The 19,904-nt window shown below is 65.8% G+C and carries 21 protein-coding genes; 12 read left to right on the forward strand and 9 right to left on the reverse strand.

The genetic code is table 11. The annotated features are described in order from the left end of the window. Positions 1-42: 42 nt before the first annotated feature. Positions 43-2,712: a DNA ligase D gene (gene ligD / locus WN72_RS38025; RefSeq protein WP_092212895.1), complete on the reverse strand. Its 2,670-nt coding sequence runs from the start codon at positions 2,710-2,712 to the stop codon at positions 43-45. A gap of 118 nt (positions 2,713-2,830) precedes the next feature. Between ligD and ku the strand changes: the two genes are divergently transcribed. Continuing rightward, positions 2,831-3,715: a non-homologous end joining protein Ku gene (gene ku / locus WN72_RS38030; protein ID WP_092212897.1), complete on the forward strand. Its 885-nt coding sequence runs from the start codon at positions 2,831-2,833 to the stop codon at positions 3,713-3,715. 118 nt (positions 3,716-3,833) lie between these two features. Here ku and WN72_RS38035 read toward each other — a convergent pair whose 3' ends face one another. From WN72_RS38035 to WN72_RS38065, 7 genes are all read right to left on the reverse strand, one after another. Further along, positions 3,834-4,523, reverse strand: a complete 690-nt coding sequence (locus tag WN72_RS38035; RefSeq protein WP_027560809.1) for a response regulator — start codon at positions 4,521-4,523, stop codon at positions 3,834-3,836. Then, positions 4,520-7,243, reverse strand: coding sequence for a sensor histidine kinase (locus WN72_RS38040; RefSeq protein WP_092212899.1), 2,724 nt, complete (start codon positions 7,241-7,243; stop codon positions 4,520-4,522). The genes WN72_RS38035 and WN72_RS38040 overlap by 4 nt, the downstream gene beginning before the upstream one ends. Before the next feature lie 40 nt (positions 7,244-7,283). Beyond that, entirely contained in the window at positions 7,284-7,889 is a 606-nt protein-coding gene (locus tag WN72_RS38045) for a K(+)-transporting ATPase subunit C (protein WP_092212900.1), read from the reverse strand. 154 nt (positions 7,890-8,043) lie between these two features. Beyond that, positions 8,044-10,158 carry a potassium-transporting ATPase subunit KdpB gene (kdpB, locus tag WN72_RS38050; RefSeq protein WP_027560812.1) on the reverse strand — a complete coding sequence of 705 codons (2,115 nt, stop codon included), beginning with the start codon at positions 10,156-10,158 and terminating at the stop codon, positions 8,044-8,046. Between the two features lie 56 nt (positions 10,159-10,214). Beyond that, entirely contained in the window at positions 10,215-11,918 is a 1,704-nt protein-coding gene (gene kdpA / locus WN72_RS38055; RefSeq protein WP_027560813.1) for a potassium-transporting ATPase subunit KdpA, read from the reverse strand. 112 nt (positions 11,919-12,030) lie between these two features. After that, positions 12,031-12,120, reverse strand: coding sequence for a K(+)-transporting ATPase subunit F (locus WN72_RS38060; protein ID WP_018641117.1), 90 nt, complete (start codon positions 12,118-12,120; stop codon positions 12,031-12,033). 11 nt (positions 12,121-12,131) lie between these two features. After that, positions 12,132-12,287: a hypothetical protein gene (locus WN72_RS38065; RefSeq protein WP_167336462.1), complete on the reverse strand. Its 156-nt coding sequence runs from the start codon at positions 12,285-12,287 to the stop codon at positions 12,132-12,134. A 438-nt stretch (positions 12,288-12,725) separates the two neighbouring features. On the opposite strand from WN72_RS38065, the gene WN72_RS38070 reads away from it, so the two are divergent. The 8 genes from WN72_RS38070 to WN72_RS47550 all read left to right on the forward strand — a co-directional run bounded on the left by WN72_RS38070 (position 12,726) and on the right by WN72_RS47550 (position 16,153). Continuing rightward, entirely contained in the window at positions 12,726-13,193 is a 468-nt protein-coding gene (locus WN72_RS38070) for a hypothetical protein (protein WP_167380626.1), read from the forward strand. A gap of 15 nt (positions 13,194-13,208) precedes the next feature. Continuing rightward, a complete protein-coding gene (locus WN72_RS38075) occupies positions 13,209-13,487 on the forward strand; it encodes a hypothetical protein (protein WP_167380627.1) in 279 nt (92 codons plus the stop codon). Positions 13,488-13,620: 133 nt separating this feature from the next. After that, positions 13,621-13,875 carry a hypothetical protein gene (locus WN72_RS38080; RefSeq protein WP_027560816.1) on the forward strand — a complete coding sequence of 85 codons (255 nt, stop codon included), beginning with the start codon at positions 13,621-13,623 and terminating at the stop codon, positions 13,873-13,875. A gap of 21 nt (positions 13,876-13,896) precedes the next feature. Further along, on the forward strand, positions 13,897-14,814 hold the full coding sequence (gene dapA, locus WN72_RS38085) for a 4-hydroxy-tetrahydrodipicolinate synthase (RefSeq protein WP_092212904.1): 918 nt from the start codon (positions 13,897-13,899) through the stop codon (positions 14,812-14,814). Positions 14,815-14,883: 69 nt separating this feature from the next. After that, on the forward strand, positions 14,884-15,231 hold the full coding sequence (locus tag WN72_RS38090; RefSeq protein WP_231164107.1) for a hypothetical protein: 348 nt from the start codon (positions 14,884-14,886) through the stop codon (positions 15,229-15,231). 113 nt (positions 15,232-15,344) lie between these two features. Beyond that, entirely contained in the window at positions 15,345-15,533 is a 189-nt protein-coding gene (locus tag WN72_RS38095; protein WP_027560819.1) for a hypothetical protein, read from the forward strand. A gap of 17 nt (positions 15,534-15,550) precedes the next feature. Continuing rightward, the gene (locus tag WN72_RS38100; protein WP_027560820.1) at positions 15,551-15,940 is read left to right on the forward strand and encodes a hypothetical protein; all 390 of its coding nucleotides are present in this window, start codon (positions 15,551-15,553) and stop codon (positions 15,938-15,940) included. An 84-nt stretch (positions 15,941-16,024) separates the two neighbouring features. Continuing rightward, positions 16,025-16,153 carry a hypothetical protein gene (locus WN72_RS47550; protein ID WP_265441509.1) on the forward strand — a complete coding sequence of 43 codons (129 nt, stop codon included), beginning with the start codon at positions 16,025-16,027 and terminating at the stop codon, positions 16,151-16,153. Here WN72_RS47550 and WN72_RS38105 read toward each other — a convergent pair. Then, positions 16,150-16,734 (reverse strand): TetR/AcrR family transcriptional regulator, encoded by a 585-nt coding sequence (locus tag WN72_RS38105; protein ID WP_092212906.1) that lies wholly within the window; start codon positions 16,732-16,734, stop codon positions 16,150-16,152. The two genes, WN72_RS47550 and WN72_RS38105, sit on opposite strands and share 4 nt — an antisense overlap. 86 nt (positions 16,735-16,820) lie before the next feature. Here WN72_RS38105 and WN72_RS38110 point away from each other — a divergent pair, with 86 nt between their 5' ends. The 3 genes from WN72_RS38110 (at position 16,821) to WN72_RS38120 (ending at position 19,871) form a co-directional block, all read left to right on the forward strand. Next, positions 16,821-17,561, forward strand: a complete 741-nt coding sequence (locus WN72_RS38110) for a crotonase/enoyl-CoA hydratase family protein (RefSeq protein ID WP_092212907.1) — start codon at positions 16,821-16,823, stop codon at positions 17,559-17,561. Positions 17,562-17,630: 69 nt separating this feature from the next. Continuing rightward, positions 17,631-18,266, forward strand: a complete 636-nt coding sequence (upp, locus tag WN72_RS38115) for a uracil phosphoribosyltransferase (RefSeq protein ID WP_092212909.1) — start codon at positions 17,631-17,633, stop codon at positions 18,264-18,266. A gap of 33 nt (positions 18,267-18,299) precedes the next feature. Continuing rightward, positions 18,300-19,871 carry an AMP-binding protein gene (locus WN72_RS38120; RefSeq protein WP_092212911.1) on the forward strand — a complete coding sequence of 524 codons (1,572 nt, stop codon included), beginning with the start codon at positions 18,300-18,302 and terminating at the stop codon, positions 19,869-19,871. Positions 19,872-19,904 lie beyond the last annotated feature (33 nt).

A 19,904-nucleotide genomic window follows, 5' to 3' on the forward strand; every position in this document is an offset into this window, starting at 1 on the left:
ACGCTTTGCCCACCCTACGGGAGTTGCGCCCGTAGCGCCGACTTACTTCACCTTCCCCGCGAGCTTCTTCATCGCCGCCTTGATCGACGCGGCCGCATCATCATAGCCATCCCAGGCCTTCGAGCGTGCCAGCAGGCCCGGCACGGTCCGCACCGTATACCGCTTGGGATCGAGATCGCCTTTCACCTGCGCCCAGGTCACCGGCATCGACACCGTCGCCCCATCTCGCGCGCGCGGCGACAGCGGCGCCACCGCCGTGGACAGCCGATCGTTGCGCAGATAATCGAGGAAGATCTTTCCATTGCGCAGCTTCTTCGACATGTTGAGCAGATAGCGCTCGGGATCATCATCGGCCATCCATTGGCAAACGCCTTGCGCGAACGCCTTGGCTTCTTTCCAGCTCACCTTGTCGCGCGCACCGTGGAGCAGCGGCACCACGACATGCAGGCCCTTGCCACCGGTGGTCTTGCAGAAGCTTTCCATGCCGACGTCAGTGAGGCGCTGCCGCATCTCCTTCGCGGCGTCCACGACATCGGCGAACTCGACGTCCGGCGCGGGATCGAGATCGAACACCAGCCGGCCGGGCGTATCATAGGCATCCGGCGCGCAATTCCAGGGATGCAGCTCGACGCCGCCGATCTGCGCGACGGCGGCAAGCCCTTCGACGCGGTCGATCTGCAAATACGGCTTGCGATCACCGGAGACCTTTGCGAGCTCGAGCAGGTTCGACGTCCCCTGCATGGCATGACGCTGGAAGAATTTTTCGCCGCCGATGCCGTCAGGCGCACGCAGGATCGAGCAGGGGCGGCCCTTGATATGCTCGATCATCCAGCTGCCGACCGCCTCTAAATAGCGCGCGAGATCGAGCTTTGTGACACCCTCGCCGTCGCCGACATCCGGCCACAGCTCCTTGTCCGGCTTTGAGATGACGACGCCCATCACCTCGGCCGCGCCGGCGTCCTTCTTGCCTGTCTTCGGCACGGCGCGCTTTCTCGTCGAAGGCTTTGCGAGCTCGGTATCGACGGGCGTTTCCGCCTCGACCTCCTCGGCGGGCTTGTCCTGGCGCAGGCCCTTGAACGCAGCCTGACGGATGTTGCCGTCGGCGGTGAAGCCGGCGAACTCGATCTCGGCGACGAGCTCGGGTTTCAGCCAGTGCACGTCCCGCGTCTTCTTCGGCGCGTTCTTGCCGCCGAACGGACTCTCCTTGGCCTCCATCGCCTTCAGCGATGGCATGATGCGCTTGACCTTGTCGGCACCGAACCCGGTGCCGACCATGCCGACGAAGACGAGATGATCGCCACGATGCACGCCCGCCATCAGCGAGCGGAATTTGCCATTAGTTGTCTTGTAGCCGCCGATCACGACCTCATGGCCGGCGCGGCACTTCGCCTTGGTCCAGCTCTCGGTGCGCCCCGAGCGGTAGGGCGCGTCGAGCTTCTTCGACACCACCCCCTCGAGCTCAAGCTTGCAGGCCGATTGCAGCACGGCATCGCCGCCGCTCTCGAAATGCTCGACATAGCGGATCTGCGTCGACTTTCGCTTGCGCGCTTCCAGCAGCTCCTTCAGCCGCGCCTTGCGCTCGCCGAGCGGCAGGCGGCGATAGTCGAGGCCTTCGGCGAACAAGAGGTCGAAGGCAAAGAAGATCAGGTCTTCGGTCTTGCCGTCCGACAACGCGGCCTGGAGCGACGAGAAATTCGGTGCGCCGTTGTGATCGAGGGCGACGATTTCGCCGTCGATCATCGCGTCCGGCAGCGCGCCTGCCTCCTTCGCGATTGAAGCGAACTTGTCGGTCCAGTCGAGGCCCTTGCGCGTCTTCAGCGTCGCCGTGCCGTCCTCGACCCGGAGCTGGACGCGATAGCCGTCGAACTTGATCTCATGGCACCAGCCATCGCCGGCCGGCGGACGCTCGACCGAGGTGCAGAGCTGCGGCGCCACGAAATCCGGCATCTCCGCGACCTCCTTGGCGTTCGTCGCGGTCGTGGCTTTTTTCTTCGCGGTCTTTGCAGTCTTGCCCGCCTTCAACGCGGTGCGCGGCGCCGGCTTGACCGTCTTCCCCTTCGCCTCCTCGGCACGGTTGGATTGCCAGACCGCATCCGCTTTGGCCTTGGCGCCCTTCGCCAGCATGAACGGTTTTGGCGCGCGGCCCTTGCCATCGGCAATCTGATCCATCGCACGACCGGAGGCGACCGACTTGTCCTCGCTGAGGATATCCTCGCTCTCGCTGGCGTAGTCGTCGCGGTGTTTGATCAGGAGCCAGTTGGTGCGCTTTTCGCCGCCGCGGTTACGCATGCGCACCAGCACCCAGCTGCCGTGCAGCTTGTCGCCATGCAGGGTGAACTTGAGGTCGCCCTTTTTGAAGCCGGCGTCCGGATCGTCCGATTCCCAGGTGCCGCGGTCCCATAGCATCACCGTGCCGCCGCCATACTGACCTTCCGGAATCGTGCCTTCGAAATCGCCATAGTCGAGCGGATGGTCCTCGACCTCGACCGCCAGCCGCTTGTCGTGAGGATCGAGCGAGGGTCCCTTGGTCACCGCCCAAGACTTGAAGACGCCGTCGAATTCGAGCCTGAGGTCGTAGTGCAGCCGCGTCGCGTCATGCTTCTGGATCACGAAACGTCGCTGTTCCGACGGCGTCACCGCCGTCTTGCCCGACGGCTCCGGCGTCTTTCCGAAATCACGCTTTTTTCGGTAAGTGGAGAGTTTTTGCAGCACGACCGGTCCCGCTTCTCTTGTCAGAGTCAAAGCCTATCACGGCAAAAGTCCCGCCCGGAACCAAAACCCGATGGCGCGGTTGGGGTTCCAAAACGCCTTGAAATCACTGGAGAATGGAATGGCTCCGCGCGCCTATTGGAAGGGAACGTTGAAGCTGTCGCTGGTCAGTTGCCCGGTCGTGCTCTACCCGGCGACGACGGCGGCCGAGAAGACGCGGTTTCACCTGATCAACCGCGAGACCGGGAACCGGCTCAAGCAGCAGATGATCGACGCCGAGACCGGCGACGTCGTCGAGAGCGACCAGAAGGGCCGCGGCTACGAGCTGCGCAAGGGCAAATATGTCGAGATCGAACCGGAGGAGCTCGAAGCCGTCCAGATCGAGAGCAACCACACCATCGATATCGAGAGTTTCGTGCCGAGCGAGGAAATCGACCAGCGATATCTCAACCACCCCTATTACATCGCGCCCGACGGCAAGGCGGCGGTCGACGCCTTTGCCGTGATCCGCGACGCCATGAAGGACCAGGATCGCGTCGCGCTCGCCAAGATCGTGCTGACCAACCGCGAGCATATCATCGCCATCGAGCCGCTCGGCAAGGGTCTGCTCGGCACCACGCTGCGCTTTCCCTACGAGCTGCGCGACGAGGGCGAGTATTTCGCTGACATCAAGAGCCCGAAGATCACCAAAGACATGGTCGAGCTCGCCGGGCACATCCTCCACACCAAGGCGGCGCACTTCGATCCCAGCAAGTTCAAGGACGAGTACGAGACCGCGCTGAAGGCGCTGGTGAAGCGCAAGGCCAGCGGCAAGAAGATCGAGCTGCCGGAGCCCGAGGAGCGCCCGAGCAACGTCGTCAGCCTGATGGACGCGCTGAAGCAGAGCCTGAAAGGACGCGGCGGCAAGAAGACGGCGGCGAAGTCGCACGCGCGGCGGGCGACGGGGCGGCAGCGCAGCGCGCGGAAGACGCATCGGACGACCGCACGGCATCGGAAGGCTGGGTAGCAACCCCACCGTCATTCCGGGGCGCCTCGAAGAGGCGAACCCGGAATCTCGAGGTTCTCAGGTGCGCAAGTGCGCACCATAGTTCGATGCTTCGCATCGCCCCGGAACGACGGCCAAATCAATCCCCTGCCTTCAGCCGGTACCCGATGCCCGTCTCGGTCAGCACATATTGCGGACGCTCCGGATCGGCTTCGATCTTCTGACGGAGCTGGCGGACATAGACGCGTAGATATTGCGCATCGGTCAGCTCGTCCCAGAGCTCCTTGAGCAGGAAACGATGGGTCAGCACCTTGCCGGCGTGCTGGACCAGCACGCGCAGGAGATCATACTCCTTCGGCGAAAGCTTCACGTCGCGCTCGCCGACCTTGACGATGCGGCGGACGAGATCGACGGAGAGATCGCCGGTGCGGAAGATCGGGCGCTCGCCCTGCACCTGAAGCTGGTGCCGCAGCGCGGCGCGCAGGCGCGCCAGCAGCTCGTCCATGCCAAAGGGTTTTGTCAGATAGTCGTCGGCACCGAGATCGAGCGCCTGCACCTTGCCGGCCTCGTCGCCGCGGCTCGACAGCACCACGATCGGCACGGCCTCGTTGCGGGCGCGGATGGTGCGCAGGAGCTCATGGCCCTGGATGTCGGGCAGGCCGAGATCGAGAATGATCAGCGCCGGCTCCTCAGTGAGCTTCTCCAGCGCGATCTTGCCGTTCGACGCCTCCAGGATCTCGTAGCCCTGCGTCGAGAGTCCCATCCGCAGCAATTTGCGGATCGGCGGCTCGTCGTCGATGACAAGGACCTTGATCGGGGCGGCACTCATGCGGCGGTATCCAATGCTGGGGTCTGTGCCGGGACGGGCAGACGGATGGTGAGCACGGCACCGCTGCGGTCGCTGCGATTGGCCGCCGAGATCGTGCCGCGCATCGCCTCGACGAAGCCGCGGGAGATGGCGAGACCGAGCCCGGTGCCGGGCCGGACATGGTCACCCTTCTGCACCCGATAGAACTTGTCGAACACGCTCTCGAGCTCGCCGGGCGGAATGCCGCCGCCCTCGTCGGCGATATCGAGCACCACTTGATCACGCTCACGCCGGCTCTTGATCGAGATTGTGGTCTCCGGCGACGAATATTTGGCAGCATTGTCGAGCAGGTTGAACAGCACCTGCTCGAACAGCACGGCATCGAGCTGGAGCATCGGCAGATCGGCGGCCAGCACCAGCTCCACCTTGTGCGCCGTGAGGATCTTGCTCGCGCGCCTGAGCGCGCTGCCGACGATCTCGCCGAGATCGTGCAGCGCCGTGTTCGGCACGATGGCGCCGGACTCCAATTTGGTCATGTCGAGCAGGTTGGCGATGAAGCGGTTGAGCCGCTCGGATTCGTCGATCACGGTGGCGAGCAGGTCGCGCTTCTCGGTGTCCGACAGCGCGCCGGCGAGATCGCGCATGGTCGAGGCCGCGCCCAGCACGGAGGCGAGCGGCGTCTTGAGGTCGTGCGAGATCGAGGTCAGCAGCGCGGAGCGTAAGCGCTCGGATTCCACGGTGCGCCGGACGCGGTCCATGTCCTCGACCAGCAGCACGCGCTCGATCGCGAGCGCGCCCTGGTCGACCAGCGCATCGAGCAGCCGGCGCTGGTCCGGCGTCAACAGCGGCCCGGTGCGGTCGTTGTCGATGCCGATGACGCCGATCGGCCCGCGTCCGGTGCGCATCGGCAGGAACAGCCGCTTGGCGCCCGGCAGCGTATCCGAGCCGCGGCCTGCGGGACGGTCATTGCTCCAGGCCCAGTTGGCGGCGGCGAGGTCGGCCTGGTCGAGCTGGTCTTCGGGCGGATAGCCTGACTTCACCGTGAGCAGGCCGTCCTCCGGCAGCAACAGCACGACGCGCACCTTCAGCATCAGCGCGATCTGGTAGGCCGTCGCCCACAGCACGTCGTCGAGCGTGCCTGTGCCGGCGAGCTTGCGGCTGAACGCATAGAGCTGCTCGGTGGTCCTGATGCGGCCGATCGCGGTGTCGGCCTGCGTACGCACGCGTCCCGCGACGTTCGAGACCACGAACGCAATCAGCATGAAGAAGAAGAACGCCGCGACATTGGTCGGATCGGTAATAGTGAACGTGTAGACCGGCGGCAGGAAAAAGAAATTGTAGGCCAGCGACGCCGCGATGCTCGCAAGCAGCGACGGCCACAGCCCGTAGCGCACGGCGACAGCCACCACCGCGGTGAGGAACATCAGATCGACGTTCTCGACACCGAAATACGGCTTGATGAGCACCGCTGCCGCAAGGCCAAGCGCGGTAATCCCGAGCGCCTTCAGATAGGGACGTGCGTCGAACGGCTCCGACCGCGCAGCGGTCTGCACCGCGGTCTTCGGCGGCGGCTCGCTCGCGAGCTCATCGCCGGGAATGACGTGAACGCTGATGTTGCCGGCCCGGCGCACCAGATCATGCACGACGGAGCCGCGCGTGATCTCGAACCAGCGCGAGCGCGTGGATTTGCCGATCACAATCTGGGTGACGTTATTGGCTTGCGCGAAATTGACGACGTCGTCGGCGATGCGGCGGCCGACGGCGGGAATGGTCAGCGCCTCGCCGCCGAGCGATTCCGCCAGCCTCAGCGTATCGGCGAGCCGATCGCGCTCCTCGTCGGACAATTGCAGGGATCGCCGCGTCTCGATGGAGACCGCGGTGAACGGCGCGTGCAGCCGGTCGGCCAGCCGCTTGGTGTAGCGGACGAGGCCGGCCGCGCGCGGATCCTCGCTGACGCAGACGAGGATGCGCTCGCCCGCGGCCCAGGGGCCGGCGATGGCATTGGCCTGCATGTGGGTGAGCAGCTGCTCGTCGACCCGCTCGGCCGTGCGCCGCAACGCGAGCTCGCGGAGCGCGGTCAGGTTGCCTGGCGAGAAATAATGCTCCAGCGCCCGCTCGGCCTGCTTGGGGACGTAGACCTTGCCCTCCTTCAGCCGCTGGATCAGGTCGTCCGGCGTGAGGTCGATCAGCTCGATCGCATCGGCGCGGTCGAAGATCGAATCCGGCACGGTCTCGCGGACCCGCACATGGGTGATCTGGGCGACGACGTCGTTCAGGCTCTCGATGTGCTGGATGTTGACGGCGGTGTAGACGTCGATGCCGCGGGAGAGCAGCTCCTCGACGTCGAGATAGCGCTTGGGATGGCGGCTGCCTGCGGCGTTGGTGTGGGCGAGCTCGTCGACCAGCGCGATTTGCGGCCGGCGCGCGATCACGGCGTCGAGGTCCATCTCCTCGACCGTCTGGCCGCGATAGTCGAGCCGCTTGCGCGGGACCACTTCGAGCCCGCGAACCAGCGCCTCGGTCTCGGCGCGGCCATGGGTCTCGACGAAGCCGACCACGACGTCGATGCCGGCCTTGCGCCGGGCATGGGCGCTTTGCAGCATCTCATAGGTCTTGCCGACGCCGGGAGCAGCGCCGACGAAGATCTTCAACTTGCCGCTCGCGCTCTCCTCCCGCCGCGCTGCTTCCAGCAGCGCCTCGGGCGAGGGACGTTGTTCGGGATCGCGGCGCTCTCGGACCATCAGGGCAATATAATCATCCTGATGCCATGGGCATAGACCGCTACTTCGCCGACGCGCGATCGAGCGCAAGGTTCAGCGCGAGAACGTTAACCCGGGGTTCGCCGAGCAGGCCGAGCAGACGGCCCTGGGTGTTGGCGACCACGAGCTGCTTGAGCTGGTCTTCCGGCATATTCCGCGCCTTGGCCACGCGCGGCACCTGGAATTGCGCGGCTTCCGGCGAGATGTCGGGATCGAGACCGCTGGCCGAGGTGGTGACCAGATCGACCGGCACGGCGGCGTTCGGATTCTCAGCCTTGAGCTTGTCGACATCCTCCTTCATCCGGTCGGCGAGCGCCTTGCTGGTCGGGCCGAGATTGGAGCCGCCGGAGTTGGCGGCGTTGTAGGGCGCCGACACCGTCTTGGTCGAATCATTGGGGTCCGGCGCCAGCGTCGCCGAGGGACGGCCGTGGAAGTATTTATCTTCCTTGAACTCCTGCCCGATCAGGGCGGAGCCGATCACCTTGCCGTCCTTCTCGATCAGGCTGCCTTGCGCCTGCGTCGGGAAAAGCGTGCCGGCAATGGCGGTCATCGCGAGCGGATAGGCCAGGCCCGTGATCGCAGTGAGCACCAGCAACAGAACGATGGCGGGGCGGATTTCTCTGAGCATGTGATTTCTCCAGTTCTCCCGTCATTGCGAGCGAAGCATCCCTGCCGTCGTTCCGGGGCGATGCGAAGCATCGAACCCGGAACCTCGAGATTCCGGGTTCGCCTCTTCGAGGCGCCCCGGAATGACGGGGAGATTTGCTGTTCGCATGACGGCGTTATGCCAGGTGCAAGGCGACCACGACGAGATCGATCGCCTTGATGCCGATGAAGGGAATGACGATGCCGCCGAGGCCGTAGATCAGGAGATTGCGGCGGAGCAGCGCGCCGGCACCGACGGCGCGATAGGCGACGCCCTTCAGCGCCAGCGGGATCAGCGCGATGATGATCAGCGCATTGAAGATGATCGCCGACAGGATGGCGCTCTGCGGGCTCGACAGGTTCATGATGTTGAGCACGTTGAGCTGCGGGTAGAACGCCAGGAACATCGCCGGGATGATCGCAAAGTATTTTGCGACGTCGTTGGCGATCGAGAAGGTCGTCAGCGCACCGCGCGTCATCAAGAGCTGCTTGCCGATCTCGACCACCTCGATCAGCTTGGTCGGGTTGGAGTCGAGGTCGACCATGTTGCCGGCCTCGCGGGCCGCTTGCGTGCCGGTGTTCATGGCGACCCCGACGTCGGCCTGCGCCAGCGCCGGTGCGTCGTTGGTGCCGTCGCCGCACATGGCGACCAGCTTGCCCTTGGCCTGCTCGTCGCGGATCAGCTTGAGCTTGTCCTCGGGCGTTGCCTGCGCGAGGAAATCGTCGACACCCGCCTCCGCCGCGATCGCAGCCGCCGTCATCGGGTTGTCGCCGGTGATCATGATGGTGCGGATGCCCATGCGGCGCAGCTCGGCAAAGCGTTCGCGGATGCCGCCCTTGACGATGTCCTTGAGCTGGATGACGCCGAGCAGCTTGCCGTCTTTGGCGACCGCCAGCGGCGTGCCGCCGGCTTTCGATATCTCGTCGGCAATGGCCTGGATCTCGCGGCCGACGTCCGACAGCGGCGCGGGCTGAATGACCCGAGCGGCATTGCCCGACGCGACCGCCAGCGGCGTGCCGCCACCGACATAATTCAGCATGGCCTCGACCGCGCCCTTGCGCACCGACGAGCCGCCGGCATCGACGCCGCTCATGCGGGTCTGTGCCGTGAACGGGATGAAGGTGGCCCCTAACTCGGCCATGTCGCGGCCGCGGATGCCGTATTTCTCCTTGGCGAGCACGACGATTGAACGGCCTTCCGGCGTCTCGTCGGCAAGCGAGGCGAGCTGGGCTGCGTCGGCGAGTTCCTGCTCGGTGACGCCGCGCACGGGACGGAACGCAGTGGCCTGGCGGTTGCCGAGGGTGATGGTGCCGGTCTTGTCGAGCAGCAGCGTGTCGACGTCACCGGCGGCCTCGACCGCACGGCCCGACATCGCCAGCACATTGAAGCGCACCAGACGATCCATGCCGGCGATGCCGATCGCCGAGAGCAGCGCGCCGATCGTGGTCGGGATCAGCGTCACGAACAATGCGACCAGCACGATCACCGAGATCGAGCCGCCGGCATAGGCCGCATAGCTCGGAATGGTGACGGTGGCGAACACGAAGATGATGGTGAGGCCCGCGAGCAAGATATTGAGCGCGATCTCGTTCGGCGTCTTCGCGCGCTCGGCGCCTTCGACCAGCTTGATCATGCGATCGATGAAGGTCGAGCCTTGCGCCGCGGTGATGCGCACGCGGATCCAGTCGGACAGCACCTGAGTGCCGCCGGTGACCGCCGAGCGGTCGCCACCGGATTCGCGGATGACGGGTGCGGATTCGCCGGTGATGGCGGCCTCGTTGACGGAGGCGACGCCCTCGATCACCTCGCCGTCCGAGGGGATGGTATCGCCGGCTTCGACCAGCACGATGTCGCCGACCTTCAGGCTGGTGCCCGGCACCAGCTTGAAGGCCTGGCCTGCACCGGTCAGCAGCTTGGCCTGGCTCTCGGTGCGGGTCTTGCGCAAGGAGTCGGCCTGCGCCTTGCCGCGGCCTTCGGCGACCGCTTCGGCGAAGTTGGCGAACAGCACCGTGAACCAGAGCCAGAGGATGATCTGGAAGGTGAAGCCGAGGCCGGCGCCGCCCGTGACGAGGTCGCGCAGGAAGATCACGGTGGTGAGCGCGGCGACGATCTCGACCACGAACATCACGGGGTTCTTCACCATCAGCCGCGGGTTCAGCTTGGTGAAGGACGCGCTGATCGCGGGCAGCACGATCTTGGGATCGAGCATGGCCGACATCGGAGCGCGCTTTTGCAGTTTCATCGTTTCCATGGAGGTCACTCCAACAATCAGAAGTCTGTCAGAACACTTGGTTCAGAACATTTGGCTCAGAACACTTGGCCGGCGTTCATCGCGAGATGCTCGACGATCGGACCGAGCGCGAGCGCCGGGAAGAAGGTCAGGCCGCCGATGATCAGGATCACGCCGACGACGAGGCCGACGAACAGTCCGCCGGTGGTCGGGAACGTGCCTGCCGAGGGCGGGATCGATTTCTTGGCCGCGAGCGAACCCGCGATCGCCATCGCCGGCACGATCATGAAGAAGCGGCCGACGAACATCGCGGATGCGAGCGTGAGGTTGTAGAAGAGGGTGTTGCCGGTGAGGCCCGCGAAGGCCGAGCCGTTGTTGCCGGTCGCCGAGGTGAAGGCGTAGAGCACCTCGGTGAAGCCGTGCGGGCCGGCATTGGCCATCGAGGCCACCGCCGCCGGATAGACCACGCCGACCGCGGTCCAGCCGAGATACATCAGCGGCAGCACCAGGATCGCGAGCATCGCCATCTTGACCTCGCGCGCCTCGATCTTCTTGCCGACATATTCCGGCGTGCGGCCGACCATCAGGCCTGCGACGAAGATCGCGAGCACGACGAACAGCAGCATGCCATAGAGGCCGGCGCCGACGCCGCCGATGATGATCTCACCGAGCTGCATGTTGATCAGCGGGATCATGCCGCCAAGCGCGGTGAAGCTGTCATGCATGGCGTTGACCGCGCCGCAGGAGGCGGCTGTGGTGACCACGGCAAACAACGAGGACGCGACGATGCCAAAGCGGACCTCCTTGCCCTCCATGTTGCCGCCGGTCAGACCCAGCGCCTGCATGGTCTCGGTGCCGTGCGCTTCCGCCCAATAGGTGACGGTGACGCCGGCGATGAACAGCACGCCCATCACGGCCAAAATCGCCCAGCCCTGGCGCTGGTTGCCGACCATGCGGCCGAACACGTTGGTCATGGCGGCGCCGATCAGGAAGATCGACAGCATCTGCACCAAGTTCGACAGCGCGGTCGGGTTCTCGAAAGGATGCGCCGCGTTGGCGTTGAAGAAGCCGCCGCCATTGGTGCCGAGCATCTTGATCGCGACCTGCGAGGCGACCGGGCCGACCGCGATGGTCTGCTTGGCGCCTTCGAGCGTCGTCGCCTCGACATACGGGCCGAGCGTCTGCGGCATGCCCTGCCAGACCAGGAACAGGCAGTAAACCACGCAGATCGGCAGCAGCACGTAGAGCGTGGTGCGGGTGACGTCGACCCAGAAATTGCCGACCGTGCGCATCGAGGCGCGCGAGAAGCCGCGGATCAGGGCGACAGCGAGCGCGATGCCGGTTGCGGCGGACAGGAAGTTCTGGTGCGTCAGGCCGAGCATCTGCACGAGATAGGACACCGTGCTCTCGCCGCCGTAGTTCTGCCAGTTGGTGTTGGTGATGAAGGAGATCGCGGTGTTGAAGGAGAGATCCTCCGCGACCGCGCCCTGCCCTGCCGGATTGAACGGGAGCATGGCCTGGAGCCGCATCACGCCGTAGATGATGAGGAAGCCGCCGACATGGAACAGCAGCATGGCGACCGTGTAGGTCAGCCAATGCTGCTCGCGCCTCTCGTCGACGCCGGAGATCCAGTAGATGCCGGCCTCGATCGGGCGCAGCACCGGCGACAGGAAGGTCCGCTCGCCGTTGAAAACGCGCGTCATGTACCCGCCCAGCGGTTTCGTAAGCGCGACGATGATAAGGCAGAAGAGTATGATCTGGAGCCAACCGATCATGGTCATGGAATCAACCTTTCAGGCTTTCCGTCCTGCGCAGCAGCGGCAGGAGCAGCACAAGCAGGCCGGCGACGAGCAGGACGTCCGCCAGCAGCAATTCGACAAGCAGCAACACGGCTCAGAACCGTTCCGGCCGCAGCAGCGCATAGGTGAGATAGACCAGGAGGCCGAACGAGACGGCGCCGGCGAGGGCATAGTCGAAGATCATGGCCCGCTCCCTCACAGCCGTTCGCAGGCATAGGTGTAGCCGATCGCAAGGGCGAAGAAGACGAAGCCCAGCGCCAGCATCAGAATGTCCATCATCGGATTGCTCCTCGTTGCGCGACGAATATCCGGCCTGTCTCCGGATCCCGGCTCCGCGCCAATGCAATGCATGTCTCCGGCGAACGGCCGGAGCTTTCACCGCACCGAGATGCCATCACGCGCATAGGTTTTCGAGATGAGCCCTATGGCGACCTTATAGGAATCCCATAAAGACCGACCGTCGCTGAGGGCGGCCGAAATGACACCGGCAAGGTACTCCGGATATTGGCCCGAGACGGCAGCGATGCCGATCAGGCATCACCTTCACTGCCGATAATTATGGCGGACCCTCGCCCTGGTCTTCCATAAACGCCTGCCACAAATTGCTGCGGGCATTTCGCAAAAACGACGATCGGACATGGGCGCTAGCCGCGCGCCCTGTCCGGCGGCGCCCGTGCCTTTATGAAATCCCTATATCTCTCGCCTCCTCCTCATCTCGTTTTCAAATGCCGTTCCCGCCATCTTGGAGAGGCCGGCCGACTGACCGACGCCCATTCCAGGAGGCCTGACATGACCGCCGCTCTCCGCCACTACGACCCGCCGTCGCTCGGCAAGCGTTTGGCCAATGCGCATGCGATGACGCGACCGTTGATGCTCGACATCATCGATCACGCCTGCCGGCGATTTCCCTCGCTCGGCCAGAACGAGCGTACGGCACGCCTCATGCGCCTGATCGACGCGGAGGCCTGGACCGATGCCGCGCTGGCGCTGATAGAGATCGAGCTTCCGCGTTGGCAGGTCCGCCGCATCGCCTATGACGAAGGCGAATGGCATTGCGCGCTCTCGCGCGAACGAGAGCTGCCGGACTGGCTGGACACGGCGGTCGAGGCGCACCACGCCGATCTCGCGCTCGCGCTGCTATCGGCGTTCATCGAGGTGCAGGCGCTCGCCGTGGAGGCGTCGCGGCCAAGCGTTCCCACGGTGCGGCCTGCCATGGATTCGCTCTACGAGCCGGTTGCCTGCGAGAACTTCAGCTAAGCCAGCGTTCGTGCCTTGCCGCAAACCTCAGACATATCGCGGGCCCTGAGCCCGGCGCGGGTGATCGCGCGCTTTGCCGTGCGCGTCGTTCTCCTCGCCGGCTTTGCCGCATTCGGCAGCATCGGCTTCGGACGCGGCCTGGCCGCCCTGCTCTGGATGTCGATCATCCTGTGTGCGGCCGTCGGCCTTCTCAGGCGTGAGCCGCTGTTCGGTGCCGTCCTCAATCACTGGGACGAATGCGCCGCGTTCGGCGCGCTGTTCGCGCTGGTTCATCTCGCCAGCGAGCTGGGCTGATCACGCGGCTTTATGCGCTTCCTATGAGATCGCCGCACCGCCTCACTCGAAATCATATTCGCTTGAAAAGATATTGATCGGACGGTTGCGGGCTTGCGTCCGCCGCCTCTGTCAATCGGAAAGGACTACGTCCATGAAGCTGGTCGAACCGCCCTCGTGCAGCTCCCCCTCGACTATCGTCTTCGTCGGCCGCAACCACAGGGGACAATGGGTCGCGCAGGAGCAGAGCGGCCTCTATGGCGGCCTGTTCGTCAGCCGCGCCCAGGCCATCAAATATGCGCTGTTCGAGAACGGGCAGCACCCTGAAACCATCGTCGAGCTGCCGCGCGAGCTCGAGCTCGACATGGGCAAGAATCCCAACAGCATCCTCTCACAGCGCGCCGCCTGAGCGCGTTTGCCGCGAGGCACCATGTTCATCCCTCCCTCAGCCTGGTTCACCGGCTTCATTCCGGACCTGCCGACACCGTTCGACACGGCGGACGCGGTTGACATCAACGCGTTCGCCGCGCTCTGCGAGCGCCAGATCGCCGCGAGTGCTCCCGCGATCGTGGTCTGCGAGACGGCCGGCGAGGCATCGACACTCTCGCCGGCCGAGCAGGAGCTGGTCATCCGCACTGCGGTCGATGTCGCCCGCGGCCGCGTCCGGGTCATTGCCGGCGCCGTCTCGAATTCAACGAGCCATGCCATCGAGCTCGCGCGGCGCGCGGAGGCGGCCGGCGCCGACGCCATCATGTCGGTCGTTCCGGCCTACAACAAACCGATGCAGGAGGGCATGCTCGCGCACTTCCGCAGCCTTGCAGGTTCGATCGGCCTGCCGGTGATCCTGCACGACATTCCCTCCCGCACGCTGCGCCCACTGGCCGACGAGACGCTGCTGCGTCTCGTCGAATCCCGGCGGTTCGTGGGCCTGCGCGATGGAAGCGGTGACATCACCCGCCCCATGCGCCTGTCGCGGCATCTGCCGGCGGGGTTTCGCTTCCTGTCCGGCGACGACGCCACCGCGTTCGGCTTCATCACGGACGGCGGCGATGGCGCGATCTCGGAGGTCGCCAATATCGCGCCGGATCTCTGCCGCACGATCTTCTCGCATGTCAGGCAGGGGCGCCTGCAATCGGCGCGCTACCTGCACAAGCGCCTCATTCCCCTGATCGCCTGCCTGTCGAAGGAGAGCCCGGCGGCACTCAAATATGCGCTCAGCGTGCTCGGCCTGATGTCGGAAGCCACACGGCTGCCGATCGTGCCGCTGGAGGCGACCAGGCAGCGGGAGGTGGTCCGCGCCTTCGCCGCGATCGCCGACGAGGAACTGATCGACGGCGTCGGGGCCTGAGGCGTCGCGGGCGGGCATCGCATGCCGACATTGGTCGAAGGAACTCAGAGGCTGCTCCACGCCTGGCAATTGGCGCTGCTGCGCTTTGCCGTGACACGTGATGAGCCCGACAGGCTCAACGTCGCGGCGCTCGCGGCCGAGCTCGATCACCTCGGCGGGCGGCGTCACGCCGACGACTCGCTACACTTCTTCCGGCGCACCAGCTCGCAGCTCTGCGCGGCCATCGGCGGGCAGCACCAGAATGCCGATGCGATCCTGGACGGCTTCTGCAAGCAGATCGAGGAGCCGCGGCTGCGGCTTGCCTTTGCGGCGGCGATCGGGATGACGCATTCGGATCCTGCGCCGTCGCAGCTGCGGCCGAAGCGGAACCCCGATCTCTTCAGAGGGCTGCCGGCGCGACGGTCGGCGTCTTTATGAGATTCCTATGCCGGCAGCCCGGCGGTCATCTCGCAATCCTACGCAGCGATGGACATCATTACCAAGCAGATTGGAGCGGCCGTCTCGCCGCACCAAGGACAAGGACTTCCAACATGTCGATCCTGACGCATGGCCTTGACCGGCCCTTCCCCGTCGAACGCCCGGTGCGGCTGTCAACGGCACGCAAGGCCCGGCTCAAGCGCCTCGCACTCGGCGCGCTGACCCTGCTCTCGATGGGCAGCGTGCTCACCGCGCTGATCGCGCTAAAGACCGCAATCTATGTCTGGCACCTGCACGCCTGAGCCGCAAGGAGGTCCCCATGACCTTGCAAATGTGTGAAGAGGCCGCGATGGCCGCAATCGCTCTTCAAACCGCCCATCACCGGCCGGAGCCCCGGCAGGTGCAGGCGATGCTTGGACCGATCGACCCGGATGTCGTCAGCGCCGCCATTCCGGCCTTCTTCATCGGGCGCAACAGCGCCGGCCTCTGGGTCGCGCGCGAGGCGAACGGCCGCATCGGCGGTCTGTTCCTGTTCAAGAGCTCGGCGATGGACTTCGCCAACCGTCAGAGCGCGCCGGCGCGCTGCGCGCTGGTGTTTCCCACCGAGACGATCGAGCTCGACGTCGAGAACCGCGGCAATCCGCTGATCGTGCTGGCGCAGGGCGCCATGCGGCTCCTGGCGCGCATGACCACGAGGCGGCCGACATGATCGAGCTCAAGATCGCCATCCTGGTTGCGCTGATGGGTGCGTTGCTGCTCGGCCTGCGCCTCACCGCGGCGCCGGACCGCTAGCATGCAGCTCCTCAAGGGAAATCTTGAGCACGCGGTCACGACGACGATCCTGACCATGACGCTGAGCCTGATCTGGGGCGCGGTCCTGACGCTCGTGATCACGCTTCTGGCTCGCGGGCTCGGCGTCTAGCCCCTCTCCGCCTCCGCCTCGATCAGCCGCGCCAGCTCTGCCGCCGTGGTCTCGATCGGCCGGCCGCTGCGCTCGACGCGCGCCTGGATCAGTGCGCCCTGGAGCGCCGAGGTGCAGAGCACGGCGAGCGCCTCCGCGCGCGGCCGGGCAAATCCATCGGCACTCAGCTTCTCGCGCAGGATCGATAGCCGCGCTGCATAGGCCTTGCGGCCGGCGTCGGACACCGCGCGCTCGCGCGGCGCAAGCTCCAGCAGCACGGTCGTGATCGGGCAGCCGTTACGAAAGCCGGAGCTTTGCATCCAGCCCGCCAGCAATCTCGCATGCGCCCGCAAGAGTTCGCCGGTCGAGCCACACTCGGCCGCGAGCTTGGCCACGGTGTCCGCGACCCGGCGGCCCGCCTCCTCGACTGCGGCCACCGCGATCGAGGATTTTCCGTCCGGAAAGTAATGATAGAGCGAGCCCTTCGGCGCGCCGCTGACATCGACGATGTCGTTAAGGCCGGTGCGGGCAAATCCCTGGCGACGGAATAACGTCACGGCGGCATTGATGATGGGCTGGCGGTGTTTCGGCACGGCCGGCATGGCGCGCTCCTCCGGTCGAAAATTATATTGATTGGTCTACATCAGCTTCCGACAGTCAAGGCACGACCAACGACAAGGAGAGGCAGATGCCCAAGGCAGTGAGCTACGAGCTGAACGACGGCGTGGCCCGGATCGGGCTCGACGACGGCAAGGTCAACGTGATGTCGACTGCGATGCTGGCGGAGATCGGCGCCGCCTTCGACCGGGCCGAGACAGAGGCGGAGATGGTGGTGTTGCGCTCGGCGCGGCCCGGCATCTTCTCCGCCGGCTTCGATCTGAAGGTGTTCGCCTCGGGCGATGCCGCCAAAAGCCTTGAGATGGTCCGGGCCGGCGCGGAGCTTGCGCTGCGGCTGATGTCGTTTCCGCATCCGATCATCGGCTTGATGGAGGGCCATGCCTATCCAATGGGAACGTTCCTGCTGCTCGCCTGCGACGTCAGGCTCGGCGCGCGCGGGCCGCACCGCATGGGGCTCAACGAGGTCGCGATCGGCATTGCGCCGCCCAGCTTTGCGATCGAGCTGGCGCGCAGCCGCGTGCACCCGGCCTGGCTCAGCCGCACGGCGACGCTGGGCGAAATGTACGAGCCCGAGGACGCGCTCGCGGCAGGTTTCCTCGACCGCATAGTTGCGCCCGAGGCCGTCGACGGCACCCTCGAGGAGATCATCGCGGCCCTGCGCGCGATCCACAAGCCGTCGCATGCGATCGCGAAGAAGCGGCTGCGCCAGCCCGCCATGGACGCCATGCGCGCGGCGATCGACCGTGAATTGACCATGGCTGCCTACGAGGCAAGCAGCCGGGCCCGCACGGCGGTTGCGATGCCCGCCTGAGGCCGCGTATCCCGCGGAAAAAACCCGGCCGATCTGGCGCAATTTCACGGAACCGTGTAGAGCGGTTTCATGAGCAGCACCAACGTCCACGTCGTCGCCCACCCCCTGGTCCAGCACAAGCTCTCCCTGATGCGGGAGAAGGACCGCTCGACCAAGAGCTTTCGCGAGATCCTGAACGAGATCGGGATGCTGCTCTGCTACGAGGTGACGCGCGATCTGCCGCTGGAGCTGGTCGAGATCGAGACGCCGATCGCGCCGATGCAGGCGCCGAAGATCGCCGGCAAGAAGCTCACGCTGGCGCCGATCCTGCGCGCCGGCGTCGGCTTCCTCGACGGCATGCTGGCGCTGATGCCCTCGGCGCGCATCGCCCATATCGGACTCTATCGCGATCCCGAGACACTGCAGGCCGTGGAATATTACTTCAAGGCGCCGCAGGACCTGTCCGACCGTACCGTGATCCTGATGGACCCGATGCTGGCGACAGGCAACTCGGCCTGCGCCGGCGCCTCCCTGCTCAAGGCGCGCGGCGCCCGCGACATCCGCTTCGTCTGCCTTCTGGCAGCACCCGAGGGCATCGCGCAATTCCAGAGCGAGCATCCCGACGTGCCGGTCTGGACCGCCGCGATCGACGAGCGGCTCAACGACCACGGCTACATCGTGCCGGGCCTGGGCGACGCCGGCGACCGGATGTTCGGCACCAAGTAGACAGCCGCGCGCTGCCGGGTTACTCCGGTTGCCATGAGCGCCAACGATTTTTCGCTGCGATCGCTGATCCGCCCTGAGGCTGCCGAGCCCGCCTTCGTGTTCGACGGCACACCGGTCTCGCACGCGGAATTCTCTGCGAGGGTGGAGCAGGCCGCCGCCTGGCTTGCCGCGCAAGGCATCGGCAAAGGCGATGTCGTTGCGGTCTGGCTGGTCAACCGGGTCGAATGGATCGCGCTGCTGTTCGCGGCCGCCCGCCTCGGCGCAATCGTCGCCGCCGTCAATACGCGCTACCGCAGCGCGGAGGTCGCGCATCTGCTCAAGGTCTCCGGCGCGAAGCTGATGGTGGTCGAGGCCGCGTTCCGCTCGATCGATTTCGCCGCCATCCTTGCCGACATTGCCAAGGACGAGGTCCCCGCGCTGCAACAGCTTGCCGTGGTCGGCGCAGACAGGATTCCCGCGCAGTGGCCGTGCGTGCCCTTCGATGCCTTCGACGCCGTCCATCCGCCCACCCCGCCGGCTCAAGACGACGTCGATCTGCCGGTCCTGCTCTACACCACATCGGGCACGACCAAGGGACCAAAGCTCGTTGCGCATTCGCAGCGGACACTAACGAGCCACGCCGTCTCCGTTGCCAATGCGCTCCAGCTTTCGCCGCAGCGTCATTCGCTGCTGGCCATGCTGCCGTTCTGCGGCACGTTTGGCATGACGAGCCTGCTCGGCTTCATCGCCGCGGGCGCGACCATCCATGTGCTCGATGCCTTCGAAGCGGCACCGGCGCTGAAGATTCTCAGCGAGCACCGGATCACGCACTCGTTCGGGTCCGACGAAATGTTCCGCCGCATCCTCGCGCTGACCGATGCGCCGCGGCCGTTCCCGCATCTCGAAATCTGCGGCTTCGCCGCGTTCCAGCCCGGCTGGCGCGAGCTGGCCGCGGAGGCCGAGGCACGCGGCCTGCCGCTGTTCGGCCTGTACGGCTCGAGCGAGGTGCAGGCGCTGTTCTCGATCGCCCGCGTCAGCGACGCCTTCGCCGACCGCATCGAAGGCGGCGGCTGGCCGATGTCGCCTGCCGCAAAAGTGCGCGTCCGCGACACCGAGACCGGCGAGCTTGCCGCCCACGGCGTCTCCGGCGAGATCGAGATCAGCGCGCCCTCGCGCTTCCTCGGCTATTTCAACAATCCCGAGGCTACGGGCGATGCGATCACCACCGACGGCTTCTTCCGCACCGGCGATATCGGCCGGCTGCGCGGCGATGGCGCCTTCGTCTACGAGACCCGCGCGGGCGACGCGATGCGGCTCGGCGGCTTTCTCGTTGCCCCCGGCGAGATCGAGGACGAGCTCAAATCCTGTCCAGGCGTGGCGGACGCCCAGGTGGTCGCGGTCGACCTGAAGGGCCAGGCGCGCTGCGTCGCCTTCGTGATTGCGGCTGCGGAGCCGCCGCAGCAGGAGGCGTTGACGGCGCGCCTGCGCGAGCGGCTCGCCGGCTACAAGGTGCCGGCGCGGATCTATCTCGTCGACGCCTTCCCGGTCACCGACAGCGCCAATGGCGTGAAGATCCAGCGTGCGCGGCTTCGTGCCATGGCGATGGAGCGGATCGCGGCCGAATAGGCCGGCGAGAAGCCTCCACACAACGCGCTGTCA

This window comes from Bradyrhizobium arachidis, from assembly GCF_015291705.1.
GTDB classification, from domain to species: Bacteria; Pseudomonadota; Alphaproteobacteria; order Rhizobiales; family Xanthobacteraceae; genus Bradyrhizobium; species Bradyrhizobium arachidis.